The 17,492-nt window shown below is 66.8% G+C and carries 15 protein-coding genes; 12 read left to right on the top strand and 3 right to left on the bottom strand.

From position 1 onward, the window contains the following. Positions 1 to 13: 13 nt before the first annotated feature. The 10 genes from SD72_RS17010 to era all read left to right on the top strand — a co-directional run bounded on the left by SD72_RS17010 (position 14) and on the right by era (position 8,859). Positions 14 to 712 carry a DUF1990 family protein gene (locus SD72_RS17010; protein ID WP_052492634.1) on the top strand — a complete coding sequence of 233 codons (699 nt, stop codon included), beginning with the start codon at positions 14 to 16 and terminating at the stop codon, positions 710 to 712. A gap of 2 nt (positions 713 to 714) precedes the next feature. Beyond that, positions 715 to 1,956 carry a radical SAM family heme chaperone HemW gene (gene hemW, locus SD72_RS11405; RefSeq protein WP_042544596.1) on the top strand — a complete coding sequence of 414 codons (1,242 nt, stop codon included), beginning with the start codon at positions 715 to 717 and terminating at the stop codon, positions 1,954 to 1,956. Positions 1,957 to 2,001: 45 nt separating this feature from the next. Next, the gene (gene hrcA / locus SD72_RS11400; RefSeq protein ID WP_042544595.1) at positions 2,002 to 3,033 is read left to right on the top strand and encodes a heat-inducible transcriptional repressor HrcA; all 1,032 of its coding nucleotides are present in this window, start codon (positions 2,002 to 2,004) and stop codon (positions 3,031 to 3,033) included. A gap of 99 nt (positions 3,034 to 3,132) precedes the next feature. Beyond that, entirely contained in the window at positions 3,133 to 4,227 is a 1,095-nt protein-coding gene (gene dnaJ, locus SD72_RS11395; protein ID WP_042544594.1) for a molecular chaperone DnaJ, read from the top strand. Between the two features lie 15 nt (positions 4,228 to 4,242). Beyond that, a complete protein-coding gene (locus tag SD72_RS11390; protein ID WP_042544593.1) occupies positions 4,243 to 4,992 on the top strand; it encodes a 16S rRNA (uracil(1498)-N(3))-methyltransferase in 750 nt (249 codons plus the stop codon). Positions 4,993 to 5,114: 122 nt separating this feature from the next. Continuing rightward, complete coding sequence (locus tag SD72_RS11385; protein WP_042544592.1) at positions 5,115 to 5,462, top strand: HIT domain-containing protein; 348 nt, start codon at positions 5,115 to 5,117, stop codon at positions 5,460 to 5,462. Then, entirely contained in the window at positions 5,452 to 6,525 is a 1,074-nt protein-coding gene (locus SD72_RS11380; RefSeq protein ID WP_420038428.1) for a PhoH family protein, read from the top strand. Before SD72_RS11385 ends, SD72_RS11380 begins: the two co-directional genes overlap by 11 nt. Next, positions 6,522 to 6,977, top strand: coding sequence for an rRNA maturation RNase YbeY (gene ybeY / locus SD72_RS11375; protein WP_042544590.1), 456 nt, complete (start codon positions 6,522 to 6,524; stop codon positions 6,975 to 6,977). Before SD72_RS11380 ends, ybeY begins: the two co-directional genes overlap by 4 nt. A 5-nt stretch (positions 6,978 to 6,982) precedes the next feature. Then, positions 6,983 to 7,891, top strand: coding sequence for a hemolysin family protein (locus SD72_RS11370; RefSeq protein ID WP_084767170.1), 909 nt, complete (start codon positions 6,983 to 6,985; stop codon positions 7,889 to 7,891). After that, positions 7,888 to 8,859, top strand: coding sequence for a GTPase Era (gene era / locus SD72_RS11365; RefSeq protein WP_198141947.1), 972 nt, complete (start codon positions 7,888 to 7,890; stop codon positions 8,857 to 8,859). The genes SD72_RS11370 and era overlap by 4 nt, the downstream gene beginning before the upstream one ends. A 174-nt stretch (positions 8,860 to 9,033) precedes the next feature. Here the strand turns inward: era and SD72_RS11360 are convergent, their stop codons facing one another. Next, entirely contained in the window at positions 9,034 to 11,268 is a 2,235-nt protein-coding gene (locus SD72_RS11360) for a lamin tail domain-containing protein (protein WP_042544589.1), read from the bottom strand. Between the two features lie 157 nt (positions 11,269 to 11,425). Here SD72_RS11360 and SD72_RS11355 point away from each other — a divergent pair, with 157 nt between their 5' ends. Then, positions 11,426 to 11,812, top strand: coding sequence for a DUF5684 domain-containing protein (locus SD72_RS11355; RefSeq protein ID WP_232299738.1), 387 nt, complete (start codon positions 11,426 to 11,428; stop codon positions 11,810 to 11,812). Between the two features lie 41 nt (positions 11,813 to 11,853). On the opposite strand, the gene SD72_RS11350 is transcribed toward SD72_RS11355, so the two are convergent. Next, a complete protein-coding gene (locus SD72_RS11350; protein WP_232299737.1) occupies positions 11,854 to 13,704 on the bottom strand; it encodes a DUF2207 family protein in 1,851 nt (616 codons plus the stop codon). Next, on the bottom strand, positions 13,691 to 15,502 hold the full coding sequence (locus SD72_RS11345; protein ID WP_042544586.1) for a DUF2207 domain-containing protein: 1,812 nt from the start codon (positions 15,500 to 15,502) through the stop codon (positions 13,691 to 13,693). The genes SD72_RS11350 and SD72_RS11345 overlap by 14 nt, the downstream gene beginning before the upstream one ends. 156 nt (positions 15,503 to 15,658) lie before the next feature. Between SD72_RS11345 and leuA the strand changes: the two genes are divergently transcribed. Further along, positions 15,659 to 17,431: a 2-isopropylmalate synthase gene (gene leuA, locus SD72_RS11340; RefSeq protein ID WP_042544585.1), complete on the top strand. Its 1,773-nt coding sequence runs from the start codon at positions 15,659 to 15,661 to the stop codon at positions 17,429 to 17,431. Positions 17,432 to 17,492 lie beyond the last annotated feature (61 nt).

The raw sequence follows: 17,492 nt of genomic DNA, 5'->3' as shown, positions 1-17,492 counted from the left end.
AAGCTTCACAGGCATGCCCGTCGCCTACGCGGCGATTGGTGCGTCTGCAGCCGCTGACCTGATGCGGTTCCCGCCAGCAGGGTCGACGCCGTACGAGGAATCCCTGCAGCTCGGCAGCGGCTCCGAGCGCTTCCTCACCGCAGCAAACCTCCTCATGACGTGGGGCGCTCACCGCGCCGCAGGGGTTGCGGTGAACGACATCGAGCGCGGCGACGCGGCGGAGTACCTCGGAGTGCAGTTCAGCGACGCTGGCACCCCCGAGCTGGGCGACGAGCCAGAGCAGCTCTTCAGCCCCGAGGGCGAGGCGTACATCCTGCCAGGGACCACTGCGACGCTCAGCGCCGACGGCAAGAATGCGCGGCCGATCCTGGTGATTTCAACCGTTGAGGATGCCCAGCGGCTCGGCTTTGCTTGGGGCGACCGCGAGGCGAACCCCGGCTACGGCGAGCAGCTCATCACGGTCGAGCAGCGCGAGGACGGAACCGTATGGGCCATCGCTCGCGGCTTCACGTTCCTCACCAGTTCAGGGCTCATGTCGGGAATCAAGCAGCGCTCCGAGCTCCGCGAGGTCATCGAGCAGGCACAGGCATTCATCGGTGCGCTTGCCCCCGGTGCCGCGCTTCGCAACGGCGTCACCGCTCCGACCGAAGCCCAGCCGACTGCCGAGCTCACCGAGCCGCAGGCAGCCGAAACGCCAGCACAGGACGACTGACCGTGCCGAGCGTGCTCCCAGACGGCGAGCCCGCCCCCGCCGACGGCGCGCTCCCCGCGAGCGTGCTCGACGGGGCAGAAGATCGCGCCTTCGGCGTCTACGTGCACGTTCCGTACTGCCGTGTGCGCTGCGGCTACTGCGACTTCAACACGTACACGGCGAGTGAGCTCGGTGGCGGAGCCAGTCAGGCAGGCTACGCGGCCGAGGCCGCGAACGAGCTGAGCTTCGGCGCAGACGTCATGCGGCGCGCAGGGCTGCCAGAGCGACCGGTTTCGACGGTGTTCTTCGGCGGTGGCACGCCGACGCTGTTGCCGGCGAGCGACCTCGCGATGCTGCTCGCGCGCATCCGCGACGAGTGGGGGCTCGCTCCAGGCGCAGAGGTGACGACCGAAGCGAACCCCGATTCGGTAGACGAGGCCTACCTCGCGACGCTCGCGGAGGCAGGCTTCACCCGGGTGAGCTTCGGCATGCAATCAGCGGTGCCGCACGTGCTCCAGACGCTCGACCGCACCCACACGCCCGAGCGTGTGCCCGTCGTCGTTGCTGCCGCGCGCGCCGTCGGGCTCCAGGTGAGCCTTGACCTCATCTATGGCACTCCTGGGGAGTCGCTCGCCGACTGGGGGCGCTCGCTTGACGCCGCGCTCGAGAACGCCCCCGATCATCTCTCCGCCTACGCGCTGATTGTCGAAGCCGGCACGAAGCTCGCAGGACAGATCAGGCGCGGCCAGGTCGCCGAGCCCGACGATGACCTGCACGCCGAGATGTACGAGATGCTCGACGCGCGCCTCGCGGCCGCAGGCTACGACTGGTACGAAATCAGCAACTGGTCGCGCACGCCAGAGACCCGCTCCCGCCACAACCTGTCGTACTGGACGGGCGAGGACTGGTGGGGCGCGGGGCCTGGTGCCCACAGCCACGTTGGCGGGCTGCGCTGGTGGAACGTGAAGCACCCCAGGGCCTACGCCGAGCGGATGGCGGCGGGACTCTCGCCAGCGCACGCACGCGAAATCCTCACCGAGGAGGCGCGGCACAGCGAGCGTGTGCTCCTCGAGACGCGGATCCGCGACGGTTTCCCGATCGATGCTCTCAGCGAACACGGCAAGCAGGCTGTGGCCGAGCTCATCGCCGACGGCCTCGTCGACGGCCGCGCTGCGCTTGGCATAGCGGGGGCAGAGCGCAGGATCGTTCCGACGCTGCGCGGTCGGCTCCTAGCGGACACAGTCGTCGGAAAACTCCTCCGGTAGTAGACTGGCACTCAGAATGTTCGAGTGCCAGAAAGGGGGTGCGTGATGGTTCCGGAGCGCAGCCTCGCCGTGTTGCACGCGATTGTGAGCGATTACGTCGCGCTCAACGAGCCAGTCGGGTCGAAGTCCATCGTCGAGCGGCACTCCTTCGGAGTGTCAGCTGCGACGATCCGTAACGATATGGCGTTGCTCGAGGACGACGAGCTCATCGCTCAGACCCACACGTCATCGGGGCGCGTACCGACAGACAAGGGCTACAGGCTCTACGTCGACACGCTCGCGAAGCTCAGGCCGATGACCGCCGCCCAGCGCGTAGCAATCGAGCGTTTTCTTGGCGAGTCCAGCGACCTCGACGACGTCATGGCCCGCACCGTCCGGCTGCTCTCGCAGCTGACGAACCAGGTCGCCGTCGTGCAATACCCATCGCTGCGCACGACCGCCGTGCGACACATCGACCTCGTCGCGCTCGGTGAGAGCCGGGTGCTGTGCGTGCTGATCCTCGGAAACGGGGTCGTCGAACAGCAGACGGCGACGCTGCCTGCAGCGCGCGCAACCGAGGCATGGTTGAACGGTGTGCGCGAGCGCATCGCAACCACCGTCGTCGGCCAGGACATCGACGCCGCGGATCGCAACGTGGCCGAGCTTGCGGCAACGGTCGCGGAGTGGGTGGAGCCAGCGGACGCTGATCTTGCGCTGCACGTGCTCGGCGCTGTCTCGCAGCAGCTGCAGGCGAACCGCAGCGATCGGATCGCGGTTGCCGGCGCGGCGAACCTCACGCGCCCGGGTGAGTTCGCCGGCTCCCTGCCGACCGTGCTCGAAGCAATCGAGGAGCAGGTCACCCTGCTCCGCCTGTTTGGCGAACTCGTGCAGGATGAGCGCGAGATCGCGGCCTCCATTGGGCGCGAGAACGAGGCGTACGGCCTGTCAGACGCGTCGATCATCGCGACGAACTACGAGGCGGTTGGCGCATCCCGCCTGGGCGTGCTTGGGCCGTTGCGCATGGACTATGCCGGGAATATCCAGGCGGTCCGCGCGGTTGCGAGATACCTGAACCGGCTCCTCAACGAAGACCGCTGAGTACGGCACACGCGCCGTCCAGTCCGAAGATTTTCACCCCAAAAACTTTCGACACCGAAGACTTTCCACACCAACCCACGAACACCTAGGAGTACAACTGTGGCGGATCACTACGAGACGCTCGGCGTTTCTCGCGAAGCGAGCCTCGAAGAGATCAAGAAGGCGTATCGCAAGCTGGCCCGCCAGCTGCACCCCGATGTGAACCCGAGCGAGGAGGCGGCTGAGCGCTTCAAGGGCGTGACGCACGCCTACGATGTGCTCAGCGACCCCGAGCAGCGGCAGCGCTACGACATGGGCGGTTCGCAGGGCGGCGCTGGCGGCTTCGGCGATATTTTTGAGACCTTCTTCGGCGGTGGCGGCTTCGGCGGCGGCGCCCGCGGTCCACGCGCTCGTGAGGAGCGCGGCGAGGATGCGCTCATCCGAGTAGACGTGAAGCTCGAAGAGGTGGTCTTCGGCGTGCAGCGTGACATCAGCGTGAACACGGCAGTGCTGTGTGAGACGTGCGGCGGCAACGGCTGCCAGCCCGGCACGCACCCGGTGACCTGTGATGTGTGCCGCGGGCAGGGGCAGATGCAGCGCGAGGTGCGCTCACTGTTCGGCAACGTCGTTACCATGCACCCGTGCGGCAGCTGCCAGGGATACGGCACGATCATCGAGAGCCCGTGTGTTGAGTGCGCGGGCAAGGGTCGCATGCGCGAGCGCAGGACCATGCAGGTCGACATTCCCTCCGGCATCGACACTGGCACCCGCATGCAGATGCGCGGCGGTGGCGAGGTCGGCCCCTTCGGTGGCCCGAACGGCGACCTCTTCATCGAGTTCCGGGTCGAGCACGACGACATCTTCAGCCGCGACGGCAACGATCTGCTGAGCACCATGCAGGTCTCAATGACCGACGCGATCCTCGGGACCGAGGTCGAGGTTGAGTCGCTGGATGGGCTGGTGACGGTCGAGGTTCCTGCTGGTACGCAGTCGGGTGACCTTGTCGCTGTCCGTGGACGCGGCATTCAGGGTCTCCGAACGACGACACGCGGTGACCTGAAGATCGCGATGCAGGTGGCGACGCCGACGAAGCTCTCCAACAAGGAGAAGTCGCTCGTTGAACAGCTCGCGAAACTCCGCAAAGACGAGCCGCCGCACTTCGGTGAGTTCAAGCAGAGTTTCTTCGGCAAGCTTCGCGACCGTTTCTTCGGCTAAGCGCCCAGACTCAACGTGGCAAATCTATACTTTGACGAGGCTCTCGCGCGCACGTTCGCCGGTGAGCTCCTCACGGTCTCAGGCGACGAGGGACGGCACGCCGTCCGCGTGAGCCGCCTGCGGGTTGGCGAGCAGACGATCGTTGGCAACGGGCGCGGCCTACGCGCGCACGGCACGGTGGAAGCGGTCGACCGCGACAGCTTCAGCGTGCGCGTCGAACGCAGCGAGGAGCAGGCTGCGCCGGAACGGCGCATCGTGCTCGTGCAGGCGCTGGCAAAAGGGGATCGCGACGAGCGCGCGGTCGAACAGGCGACCGAGTTTGGCGTGGACGCGATCATTCCCTGGCAGGCGGAGCGCTCAGTTTCTCGCTGGGGCAACGACAAAGCCAGTAAGGGTGTTGCGAAGTGGGCGCGGATTGCCCGCGAAGCCTCAAAGCAGTCGATGCGGGCGTGGATCCCCGAGGTGCTGTCGCCAGCGACAACGGCGGAGCTCGCCGCACTCGATGGTCACGTGCTTGTGCTCCACCCCCGTGGAGCGACGAAACTCAGCGCCTGGCTCCCAGACGACGGCCGCGACGTGTACCTGGTCGTCGGCCCTGAGGGTGGGCTGAGCGACGCTGAGCTTGCCGCGCTTGCCGGGCAGACTGACGGGGAAACCGCAGCGCGTGACGGGCGGATCGTGCTCCTTGGAGACGACGTGCTGCGAACATCGTCTGCTGGCCCTGCAGCGCTCGCCGTGCTGAACGCCGCGCTCGGCAGATGGTGATCCGCGTCCACCATCGCCGCGGTACCGCGGCCGCCCGTCCCGCAGACGCCCGTGGCGAACAGCGGCACGGCTTCGCAGAAAATCCGCGCCTTGGCACAGCGGATGGTCGGTAGACTGGCCGCATGGCTGAAGAGACTGTATTTGGCAAGATCATCTCGGGAGAGATCCCCACGACGTTCCTCGCGGAGACCGAGCGCGTTGTCGCGTTCCCTGACATCAACCCGCAGGCGCCTGTACACATTCTCGTGATCCCAAAGACCACAGAGTACGCAGACGTCACTGAACTCGCCGCCGGCGACCCGGCGTTGCTCGCCGAGGTGGTCGCTGTCGCGAAGCAGCTCGCAGAAGAACACGCGAACGGTGAGTACCGGCTCGTCTTCAACAACGGTGCAAGCGCGGGTCAGACCGTATTCCATGTCCACGCGCACGTTATCGCCAACCTCGAGGAGCGATCCCTCATTGGGTTCTGAACCAGACTCACCCCACGAATCCTCGGTGCCAGCGGCTACCGGGCACACCCGGCCTGAGCCGCAGCTCGAGCGGACGGTAACGCTCACCGGCGTCGAACTCTCCTCATTCCTCGGCTACCGCGACCAGCTGCTCACCGATCTCGCAGCGCAGCACCCAAGCGTCGTGTTCAACGCGCGCAAGGATGTGCTGTCGATTCGCGGCGAGACCGACGCAGTGCGCGCCGCGGAGGAGCTCGTTCGCGAGATCCTCGAACTCGCCAGGCGCAGCGGCACCGTTTCGAGCACCGACGTTCGCTCCATCGCGCGCATGGTGCGCGACGGCAACGGACCGCGTGCAGCGATGACGCTCAGCGAGCCGATCCTCACGGTGCGCGGCAACGCGGTGCGACCCCAGACGCAGGGCCAACGCGAATACGTCGAGGCGATTGACAACAACACCGTCGTGTTCGGCATCGGCCCAGCGGGAACGGGCAAGACCTACCTCGCGATGGCAAAGGCCGTGCAGGCGTTGCAGCGGCGTGAGGTGTCAAAGATCGTGCTCACGAGGCCCGCGGTTGAGGCGGGGGAGCGGCTCGGATATCTCCCGGGCAGCCTTGAGGACAAGATCGATCCGTACCTCAGGCCGCTGTTTGACGCGGTCGGTTCGATGATGGATCAGGATCTCGTCCCGAAACTGCTCGCGAGCGGCACGATCGAGGTAGCGCCGCTCGCCTACATGCGCGGGCGAACGCTCAACGAGGCGTTCGTCGTTCTCGACGAGGCGCAGAACACCACGCCCGAGCAAATGAAGATGTTCCTCACCAGGCTCGGCTACGGCTCGAAGATGGTGATCACGGGTGACATGACGCAGGTCGACCTCCCCGTGAAGCACAGTGGCCTCCGGGTCGTGAGCGGGATCCTCCGCGGCGTAGACGACATCCACTTTTCAGAGATGACGGCCGACGACATCGTCCGCCACAGCCTGGTCGGCCGCATCGTCGACGCATACGCGGCGTACGATGAGCACACGGCAACGCGCCGCTCACAGACAGACAGCACAACCGAGGGGAAGCGCGACCGATGAGCGTCGAGATCAACAACGAATCAGGGGTCGCCGTCGGCGAGGACCGGCTGCAGCGACTCGTGAGCTTTGTGCTCGAATCGATGTACGTGCACCCGGACACCGAGCTCAGCCTCATGTTCGTCGACGAGGCCGCGATCGAGCAGCTCCACATCCAGTGGATGGATGAGCCTGGCCCGACCGACGTGCTGAGCTTCCCGATGGACGAGCTGCGCCCAGGCCGGCCGGACGCACCAGCGCCCGCTGGGCTCCTTGGCGACATCGTCGTCTGCCCGCAGATCGCGGTGCTGCAGGCCGACGCGGCAGGGCACTCCCTCGAGCAGGAACTCACCGTACTGGTGACGCACGGCATGCTGCACCTCCTCGGCTTCGACCACGGGACCCCAGACGAGGAAGCCGAGATGTTCGGCCTCCAGCGCGATCTCGTGTTGTCGTTTAGCACTCGAGAACGGTGAGCTCGATGAGCGACGACGACCTTCCCCCGCTGTTTGAGCGGGCGAGCACAGCGGTCAGGCGGATCGCCGAGCGGGTCGCGCTCGGCCGCGGCAGGGTGCGCGACGAGCAGCAACTGCTGTCGATGGTCGATCAAGCGACCGAACTTGACCTGCTCGAAGAGGGCGACAGGGACTACATTCACTCCATCGTCGAGTTCGGCGACACGCTCGTGCGTGAGGTGATGGTCCCACGGACCGACATGGTGACCGTTGACTCGGATGTCTCCGTCCGCAGCACTCTCGAGCTGCTGCTGAACGCACGGCACTCGCGCCTCCCGGTGATCGGCGGCGACGTCGACGAGGTGCTCGGCGTCGTCTACCTGCGCGACGCCTCAAGCTTCGTCCTGCGCCGCCCCGAGGAATCTGAAGAGTCGCCAGCGACGCGAATCATGAAGCCAGCAATGTTCGTGCCCGAGGTGCAGCGCGCCGACAAGCTGCTGCGCCGCATGCAGCAGGAGTCGAACCATCTCGCGCTCGTCGTCGACGAGTACGGCGGGATCTCCGGGCTCGTGACGCTCGAGGACCTCATCGAAGAGGTCATCGGCGACATTAGCGACGAGCACGACCGTGAGACCCCAGAGGTAGTCGAGGAGGCCCCAGGGCTGTTCCTCGTCAGCGCGATGCTCCCGATCGATGACCTCGGCGAACTGTTCGGCATCGAGCTTGATGACGAAGAGGTCGACACCGTCGGCGGGCTCTTCGCAAAGTGGCTCGGCAGGCTCCCCGAGGTTGGCGATCGGGTGACAAGCGAAGGCATCGAACTCGAGGCCATCGACACCGAGCGCAGGCGCAAACGACTGATTACGGCGCGAGCACGCGCCGTCCAAGACCCCGCGGAAGCCGCGGACAGCATAACGATTGAGGAAACACCATGAGTGAAGCAGACGCGACAGCCGGAGCGGATCCGCAGGTCCAGTACGGATCCCAGCTGCCGGAGGGAACGGACTTCCGTGCGGGCTTCGTCTCGTTTGTCGGCCGGCCCAACGTCGGTAAATCCACGCTGACGAACGCGCTCGTCGGGCAGAAGGTTGCGATCACCAGCCCGAAGCCACAGACGACTCGGCGCGCGATCCGCGGCATCGCTCACCGCCCGAACGGTCAGCTCATCATCGTCGACACCCCGGGTATCCACCGCCCGCGCACGCTGCTCGGCGAGCGACTCAACGCGCTCGTCGAAGCAACCCTCGGCGACGTCGACGTCATTGGTTTCTGCGTGCCAGCGAACGAGAAGCTCGGCCCAGGCGACAAGTTCATCAACGACCGCCTGAATGACTTCCCGCGCGCGAAGAAGGTCGCGATCCTCACGAAGGTTGACGAGGCCTCGAAGGATGAAATCTACGACCAGCTCGTGCGGCTCGGCGAGCTGCGCGAGTGGGACTCGGTCGTGCCGGTGTCGTCGGTGACAAACGACCAGCTCGACATCCTCAGCGATGAGCTGCTGAAGCTCATGCCGGTCTCACCGCCGCTGTACGAGGACGAGGCGTCGACCGACGAGACAGAGGACGACCGCATCGCCGAGCTCATCCGCGAGGCCGCGCTGCGCGAGGCCCGCGAGGAGCTCCCGCACTCGCTCGCGGCGACGGTCGACGACCGTGAGGAGCGCGAGCCGGAGAACGAGGGCGAGGTCGGGTTGCTCGAGCTCTACGCGTCGATCTATGTCGAGCGCGACAGCCAGAAGGGCATCGTGATCGGCAAGGGTGGATCTCGCCTGCGCCAGATCGGCGAGGACGCACGCCACGAGATCGAGGCGCTGCTCGGGCGGCGGGTATACCTCTCGCTCCGCGTGAAGGTACTCAAGGAGTGGCAGCGCGACCCGAAGGCGCTTGGCAGGCTCGGGTTCTAACACCGGTTCTCGCGCGGGTTTTCGCTCCGGATCTCGACCCCGTTCTCGCACCGGGCTTGGGGCAGGAACGCCGCTGACGCGATATCCGCGCACACACGCACACACGCACACACGCCGAAGCCGGCGGCCGCTGAATACGCGAGCCGCCGGCTTTTTCGTACGTGCTGTCAAGGGCTAGCGCGCGGCGCGATCCGCCTCTTGCCTCCGCAGCCGCGCGAACGTGAGCAGCCCGCCGCCGGCCACGAGCACCGCGAGCGCGAGCGCGCCAAGGCCCGGGCCTGAGGGTGCTGCACCCGTCGCGGCCAACTCGCTGCCAGATCCACCCGCGCCAGATCCACCCGCGCCATTAGTGCCAGCGCCTGGCGCGGTGCCGGTCGGCGTCTCGGCTCCCGGGGTCTCAGTGCCCGGTGTTTCGGTGCCTGGGTTTTCGGTGCCTGGATTTTCGGTGCCTGGATCAGTCTTGACGTCGGTGAACAGCGTGCCCGCGCGGAGCGCGCCGACCTTTGCGCCGTCGGTGAACCACCACGCCGGTCGTTCGGCGGTCGCCGCCGCTGCGGCGCGATCCGCTGCGCTGCGCTCTGCGGGCGCGAGCGCGGGAACCGCCGGCGAGGTGGCGAAACCCTCGTTGTTCGTGTTCGGGAGACCCTCTGGGCGGGTGTAGTGGGTGACGGCAGGCGTCTGCGTTCCGTCAAGCGTGAAGAAGGCAGCTGCTCCGGAGCAGCCGTCATCGCAGACGGTCCAGAGTCCGCCGCGCACCGTGTCCCAGTCGAGGGCCATGACCCCAGCGAGCCTCGGCTTGAGCTCCGCGACACGCTGTGAAGTGCCGTCGTCATTGAGCGCAAGGGCGAATACCTGCCCGCCGTCCTCGACCGCCACGAAGAAAAGCCCGTCGCCGTGCCCGGGGTACACAGCCGGGTCATACGGCGCTCCGGTGTTCTCGTCGAAGAGTTTGCCGGCTAGATCCGCATCGGCGACCCACTCGACGGCTTCGATGCCGAGATTCGCGCCGACCGCTGGCAGGATCGAGGTCACGTCCCATTCCTTGGCCGCGACGACGTCGGGTCCTGGCTCGTTCGGGTCAATCTTCAGCACGGTGTTCTGGTTGACACCCTTAGCGCTGTTGTCCCGCTCCGAGGCGAGGTACAGGAAGCCGTCGCCCGCCACGGTAATGCCCTCGGTGTCTGGCCCCTTTGCGGCAGGCTTCGCGGCGTCGCGCTGGAAGCGGGCGCGCTTGCCTGCCTCCCAACCGGGCGCGAACGTCGCCGTGCCGTCTGCCTGTGCGTTGAGCTTCCAGAACCTGCCCTCGCCGTTGTCGACGGCCCAGAGCACCACGCCTTCGTCGGTGAGGTGGGTGTCCAGCCCAGACGAGTCCTCAAGGAACATACGAGACGAGTCGACGACGCGGGTGAGCGCGGATCCCGGCCAGGTCACAGTTTCGATTGGGGTCTCGGTGCCAGGGCCAGTGCCGGGGTCGGTCCCCGGCTCGGTGCCCGGGCCTGCCGCGCACACGTTCGGCGCGCCAGGGGTGGGGTGCGCGAGGGCGAACACGCCCGTTCCGTCTACGCAGCGCGCGAGCGTTGCGAGGTCAGCCCTGCCGTCGATGACGGCGTGGCCCTCCCACGCGCCGGTGTCGTCGATGAGGGTACCGTCGGGCGCAAAGAGTCGAATCCTGTCGCTACTACCGATCCCGATTGCGTCCGTGAACGCGCCGGTTGTGTCACCGATAACGCCCTGCGTCGTCTCCGTGACGACGAGGAACTCGCCAGGGGCAATCGCCGAGCCTGCCGGGAAGCGCCAGCTGTGGTCGTCGGAGTTGTCGCGCAGCTCGTAGCCGGTGAGGTCGAGCGTGCCGCCGCCCGTGTTCACGAGCTCGACCCAGTCTGCCGGCTGCGAGTCAACCTCGTTGAGCGCGACCGTTCCGGCCGCCGGGACCGCGAAGCGGTTTGCCGCTCCCGGCGTTGGCTCGCTGGTCTCTGCCCAGTCGCCTGCCTCGGTGATGCCGTAGGTGGTCGCGGCGTGTGCGGTCCAGTCGAAGGAATCGACGAGTGCGCCCGCCGTGTCGAACAGCCTCGCGGAGTCGGCCTTGCCAAGACCGAAGTCGAAGCCTGGTGCGCTGCTGTTCTTCTGCTGCTCGTCAAGCACGAGGTAGCCGCCCGGCGCGAGCACTGTGCCGGCGGGGAGCACGTAGGCGTGGCTGTCGTCTGAGTCTTTGAAGACGTACCCGGTGAGATCGAGGGGAACCGCGCTCGGGTTGAAGAGCTCGACCCAGTCTCCAGGCACCCCGTCGGAGGACTCGACTTCTGAGATGCGTGGAGCGGGCACATCGGCGTGCGCCGCGGGGCCCGGGGCGAGAAGCCCGGCCGCGACGAGCGCAACAGCGCCGCCTGCCAGGAGTTGTTGCTGCAGCACGAATGCTCCTTCTGAGATGAGGGGAGGATGAACCGCCCCTATCTCAGCAGTCGCACGCAACGAACGCGCGTCTCGCAGGTGTCTGAGAGGTGAACGCTCGCGTCCCGAAAGCGCGGAAACTATCGCTCAGCTATGTGACAGCTTCTAGACTGGCTGCATGATCCAATCACACACACCCATGGACGACGCTCTGGCGATGATCTTCTCCGGCACCTCGTCGGTGATAATGATCGCGATCTACGTCGTCTTCGCGATCGCCGCGTGGAAGATGTTCTCGAAGGCTGGCTACGCCGGCATTCTCGCGTTCATCCCGATCGTCAACGTCATCATCCTCGTGAAAATCGCCGGCTACTCCGGATGGATGTCGCTGCTGTACCTCATCCCCATCGCCGGCTGGATCTTCGCGATCTTCGTCGCGCTGCGGATCGGCGCGAACTACGGCAAGGGCGCTGGCTTCTCCGTGTTCCTACTCTGGCTGCTGCCACCGATCGGCTACTTCATCCTCGGCCTCGGCGACTCGCGGTACGCTCCGGTCAGGCACTAGCGGGAGACCGGGCCAGCCGTGCTGGCTAGAGACCGTGCTGGCTAGCGCCCGGAGCTGAACCGCCGCCGCCCCCCGCCGCCGACATAGCCGCCGCCTCCGCCACCGCCGCCGAAGCCACCGAGTGAGCCGCCAGCGCTCGAAGCCCGGTAGCTCGCAGCCGAACCCAACGAACCCGTGTACTGCGAGAGCGTCGAAGACAGGCTCCCGTAGCGGCGCGATACGACGCCCGGGTACCAGTTGACGGCGTACTGCGGATTCGCCTCGTAGCGCACGGCGAGCACGTCGGCCCACTCGCGCTCAAGGTTGAAGAGCATCGCATAGGGGAGCAGCCGCTCGTAGATCTCGATCACGCTGCGGCCGCCGTCGTCGCGGCGCTCAGCACCCGTGTACGACTGCAACACGCGGATCCTGTCGGCCTCCGCGACCCTGATGAACAGCTTGACGCCCTCGAGCCACTCGGCAGCCTCCGCGCCAAACGGCGTGTGGACGCGGTGCTTCTTCATGGCGTACACCGCGGGGAAGATAGCGCCGAGACCCAGGAGCACCGCGAGCGCTGGCACACCGGGGCCGCGGATCGCGATCGTTGCGCAGCCGAGCGCGAAGGCGAGCAGCCCGAGCAGGAGCGAGGCGATCCCGGCGGGAGTAGCGCCCCGCAGGCGCACGCGCTCGAAGTAGCCTCGCTGCTCGGCCGCCTGCTGCCCGGCCCGCTCGAGTCCGGCGATGCCCGCGGCGAAGGGTGTGCTCGTCTTCGGCACGATGATCGCGGCCCCGGGGAAAGCGCCAGGCACGAGCGTGTGAAGCGCCTGCTGATCGAGTGGGTCACGCGCACGGCTCGGATCGATGACACGGATGACCTGCTGCGGCTGAGCGTTACGGCCGGGTGATATCGGCGGGGCGTCCTCGAGGCGCGTGGCCCCCGTGACCGCGAGGTGCACGATCTGGGCTGCGCCCGCAGAAGCGCGGGAACCCGCCAATGGCCCAGCGATGAGGGGTGGCAGGTGCGCCGGTACGTCGTACTGGGCGATGACCGTGCCGCGGGACACGCGGCTGCGGCGCTTCCCTGTGCGGACGAGCACGGAGCCGGCGATGCCCCCAGCAACGGCTACTCCGCCTGCGAGCAGCGGCAGCGTCTCGAGCGCGAAGCTTGGGCGGCGGTTCGGGGGCTGCGTGTACGTGCCGGGCTCGAGCCCCGCGGCGAACGTCAGGCCCTGCCGCGGGTCGAGCGGAAGCGGGCCGATCTCGAACGGGTCGGCGGCTGTTCCCGACCCCGCGACGGTGCACTCGGCATCGGTGCCGAAGGCCCCCGTGTAGCAGCGGGCGTTGCCCGTGAGCTCAAGGGCGGTGGCGTCAGTGAACGAGACGGTCGCTGTGAACTCCTCAATGGTCTGGCCGCGCTCGACGTCCATGAGATCCCAGTAGAACTCGTCGGCTTGCCCGTCGTCACGCGCGAGGATGACGTCTGAGAGCGTGTATTGGAGCACATATGTCTGGAGTCCGCGCACGTAGCGGTTGTTGCCGATCACGACGATCCGCACCTCGCCCTCGTCACGCACCATGAACGGTACGGGGTCACCAGACGCGGTGGTGACGGAGAAATCCCGCGGATTGGTACTCGAGCCGAGATAGTCGATCACGACGCCGCGGTTGATGCCTCGGTTCACATCGGTATCTGGGAAGTGGGGGGAGATCGTCTCAGTGACCTGCGCAACGGCACGGCCGTCGGCGTCGGCGCTCAGGCGGTAGTCGACGTCCCACGAATCGTAGCGGAAGTCATTCACGCCCGCGGTGGCGGGGGAGGCGCCGCCACCCGAAAGCAGCGCGGCACCGGCGAGCGCGAGAGCGGCGACGGTGCGGCCCGCGCGCACGCGGCGTTGCCTGTTAGCGCCCACCACTGAACCCGCCGCCCCCGCCGCCGCCTGCGAACCCGCCGCCGGTCGAGCCGCCAGCGCTCGACGAGGTGTAGCTCACCGAGCTCGTCACCACGTCGGTGTAACGGCTCAGGCTCTCCGAGAAACCAGCAAGGCCATACACTGCGATTCCCGGGTACCAGTGTGGCTGGTAATCGGGCATCGCGGTGTAGCGCGCTTGGAGCACCCCGCTCCACTCCTTCTCAAGATTGAAGAGCATCGCGTAGGGGAGCAGCCGCTCGTACAGATGGATCACCTCGACGCTGTCGACCTCACGCCGCTCAGCGCCGCTGTAAGACTGCAGCGTCTTGATGCGATCTTCCTCGGCGACCTCGATGAAGAGCTTCACGCCCTGCAGGTACTCGCGCGCCTCTGCGCCCCGCTCAGTGTGCACCTGGTGTTTTGCGAGCGCGTACATTGCGAGCGCGGCCGTGAGGAGTGCGCCGAAGACAAACAGCAGCGGCAGCGGAGAACCGCGGAAGATGAGGCCCGCGATCCCGAGCCCGGCGAGCACGGCAGAGATCGCGAGCGTCGCGTACCCGAACGCCCTCGCGCCAGGCACGCGCACCCGCTCGAGGTATCCGCGATCCACCGCTGCCTGCTTGCCCTCCGCATCGAGCGCTGACATCGCGCTCGCGAACTCCTCGCTCTCGGCTGGCAGCGCGCGCGACAGGCCAGGCTGCGCGCCAGGCACCAACGCCTCGAGCGTTGCGGCGTCGAGCGGGTCGACCGCGCGGGCGGGATCCACAACCCGCACAACCTGCACAGGCTTCTTCTTTTTCTTCTTCTTGGTCTCGGGGGTCTCCTCGGCGAGCTGCGTCGCACCGATCACCGCGAGATGCACGATCTCCGCGGTCACCGGCTCGCGCACGGGCTCGCCGAAGACAGGGCCTGCGATGAGCGGCGGCAGGTCCGACGGAACGTCGTACTGTGCAATCACGGTGCCGCGGGCCGTCCTCCTTCGGCCCTTGAACCTGCTCACCGCGACCGCGCTCGCGATACCCGTCGCGAGGCCGCCGCCGCCAATGATCATGGGGAGGCCGTCGAGCGCGAAGTTCGGCAGCCGCTGCGGGGGCTGCTGCACGGTGCCGGGGGCCATGCCGACCGCGACGGTGACGCCCTCCTTGGCATCAAGCGAGATGCCGCTCAGCGTGATCGGATCCGCGAGCGTGCCCGCCCCGCTCAGCGCGCACTCCTCCGTGCTGCGCGGCGGCCCAGCGTAGCAGCGCATGTTGCCGTCGAGCGCCCCGGCAAGCTCCGGCGTAAAGGCGAACTCTGCGCTGAACTTCGCGACCGGCTGCTCGTGCTCGAAATCCATGACGTCCCAGTAGAACTCGTCCGCGGTACCGTCATCGCGAGCGAGCACCACGTTGGACAGCGCGTAGCTCACCACATAGGTCTGAGACCCGTGCACGAAGCTATCGTCGCCGACGAGGACGATGCGGTATCCGTCCTCGTCCTCGATCTCGAAGGGCACAGGCTCGCCAGCCGCGTCGGTGACGCTGAAGTCACGCGGGTCAGTCCCGACGCCCTCGTAATCGATGGGGATCCCGCGCACGATGCCGCGGTTCTGGTCGGTTTCCGGGAAGCGCGGGGATAGCGTCTCAGTGACGTTCGCAACCGCGACGCCCTCCGCGTCGGTTCCCAAACGGTACTCGACGTGCCACGAGTCGTAGACGAAATCATCTGTATCGGCTTGCGCCGGCGTTGCGCCAAACAGTGCGAGGAGCACCACCCCGGCCATTGCACACGCGAGCGAAGCTGAGCGGAGAAGTTTTCGCATATCCTCGAGATTACGCTAAACTGGGCCCATGCTGTTCGGCTCGCTTCTTCTTAGCTGCCGCGACGAGTCCTCGACTTCGAACTAATTCAGTCTCTGGCCTCCCTCGTCGCGGCGTTTGTGTTTGGCTGAGCGAAACGTAACGAAGAAGGAAACGCCATGAAGAACACGCAACAGCCCTCTGGTATGCCGGTCCACCGCTACCGCCCTTACCAGGAGATCATTCCCGTCGAGTTGCCTGATCGCACCTGGCCGACGAAGACCATCACCGAGGCGCCCCGCTGGTGCGCGGTCGACCTCCGCGACGGCAACCAGGCACTCATCGACCCGATGAGCCCCGAGCGCAAGCGCGTCATGTTCGACCTGCTCGTACAGATGGGATACAAGGAGATCGAGGTTGGCTTCCCCTCGGCGAGCCAGACAGACTTCGACTTCGTGCGCCAGCTCATCGAAGAGAACGCGATCCCCGACGACGTCACGATCCAGGTCCTCACCCAGGCCCGCGAGCACCTCATCACCCGTACATACGAGTCGCTCGTCGGCGCGAAGCAGGCGATCGTTCACCTGTACAACTCGACCTCGATCCTGCAGCGCGACGTCGTCTTCCGCTCCGACCGCGAGGGCATCAAGCAGATCGCCGTCGAAGGCGCGAAGCTCTGCAAGGCCGCCGAGCCGATCGCCGCTGGCACCGAAATCTACTACGAGTACTCGCCCGAGTCGTACACGGGCACCGAGCTCGAGTACGCCGCCGAGGTGTGCAACGCGGTGCTCGAGGTGCTCGAACCGACGCCCGAGCGCAAGGTGATCATCAACCTCCCGTCGACCGTCGAGATGGCGACCCCCAACGTCTACGCAGACTCGATCGAGTGGATGGGGCGCAACCTCAACCACCGCGAGAACGTCATCCTCTCGCTGCACCCGCACAACGACCGCGGCACCGCCGTCGCTGCCGCTGAGCTCGGCTACATGGCGGGCGCCGACCGCATCGAAGGCTGCCTCTTCGGCAACGGCGAGCGCACGGGCAACGTCGACCTCGTCGCCCTCGGCATCAACATGTTCACGCAGGGCATCGACCCAATGATCGACTTCTCGCGCCTCGACGAGGTGCGCCGCACAGCCGAGTACTGCAACCAGCTGCGCGTGCCCGAGCGCAGCCCCTGGGCTGGCGACCTCGTCTACACCGCGTTCTCCGGCTCGCACCAGGACGCGATCAAGAAGGGCTTCGAGCGCATGCAGGCCGACGCAGACGCCGCGGGCGTCTCGATCGACGACGTCGAGTGGGCCGTCCCGTACCTGCCCGTCGACCCGAAGGATCTCGGCCGCTCGTACGAGGCCGTCATCCGCGTGAACTCGCAGTCAGGCAAGGGGGGCGTCGCATACCTGCTGAAAACCGACCACTCACTCGACCTGCCGCGTCGCCTGCAGATTGAGTTCAGCGCCGTCGTGCAGGGTGTCACCGACACCGAAGGCGGCGAGGTTTCGAGCGACGCGATCTGGAGCATCTTCCAGGACGAGTACCTTCCTTCCGCTGGCGCCGACGGCGTCGAGCGTTGGGGACGCTACGAGCTGTTCCGCACCTCGACAGTGAGCGCCGGCGACGGGATCACCGAACTAACCGTCGAATTCCGCGACGGCGCCGAGCAGCGCGAGGAAACATCGCGTGGGAACGGCCCCGTAGACGCCTTCATCAACAACCTCAACGCCTCCGGCCACAGCGTCACGCTGTTCGACTACGTCGAGCACGCGATGAGCGAAGGCGGCGACGCCGTCGCAGCTGCCTACGTTGACCTCGAGGTTGACGGCCAGCGCCTGTGGGGCGTCGGCATCGACCCAGACACGAGCCGTGCGACGCTCAAGGCCATCGTTTCTGCTGTGAACCGCTCAGTGCGCAACGCAGTGCCCGAGCCCGAGACGGTTGGCGCAGCGGTCTAGCAGCCTGGTGAGTGGGGCGGCGCTTGCGGATTCCCGCGGGCCCCGCCCCACCTGTCTTTTT

Origin of the sequence: Leucobacter komagatae (assembly GCF_000834055.1) — a bacterium.
In the GTDB taxonomy this organism is placed as follows: domain Bacteria; phylum Actinomycetota; class Actinomycetes; order Actinomycetales; family Microbacteriaceae; genus Leucobacter; species Leucobacter komagatae_A.
The sequence above is the reverse complement of the archived record's forward strand: the minus strand, read 5'-3'. Positions and strand labels throughout refer to the sequence as shown.

Bases quoted from the DNA above. Each gene is read 5' to 3' on its own strand.
- SD72_RS11355 (WP_232299738.1), top strand. From the start codon at position 11,426: ATGATCCAATCACACACACCCATGGACGACGCTCTGGCGATGATCTTC.
- hrcA (WP_042544595.1), top strand. From the start codon at position 2,002: ATGGTTCCGGAGCGCAGCCTCGCCGTGTTGCACGCGATTGTGAGCGAT.
- leuA (WP_042544585.1), top strand. From the start codon at position 15,659: ATGAAGAACACGCAACAGCCCTCTGGTATGCCGGTCCACCGCTACCGC.
- era (WP_198141947.1), top strand. From the start codon at position 7,888: ATGAGTGAAGCAGACGCGACAGCCGGAGCGGATCCGCAGGTCCAGTAC.
- SD72_RS11345 (WP_042544586.1), bottom strand. From the start codon at position 15,502: ATGCGAAAACTTCTCCGCTCAGCTTCGCTCGCGTGTGCAATGGCCGGG.
- SD72_RS11385 (WP_042544592.1), top strand. From the start codon at position 5,115: ATGGCTGAAGAGACTGTATTTGGCAAGATCATCTCGGGAGAGATCCCC.
- ybeY (WP_042544590.1), top strand. From the start codon at position 6,522: ATGAGCGTCGAGATCAACAACGAATCAGGGGTCGCCGTCGGCGAGGAC.
- SD72_RS11370 (WP_084767170.1), top strand. From the start codon at position 6,983: ATGAGCGACGACGACCTTCCCCCGCTGTTTGAGCGGGCGAGCACAGCG.
- SD72_RS17010 (WP_052492634.1), top strand. From the start codon at position 14: ATGCCCGTCGCCTACGCGGCGATTGGTGCGTCTGCAGCCGCTGACCTG.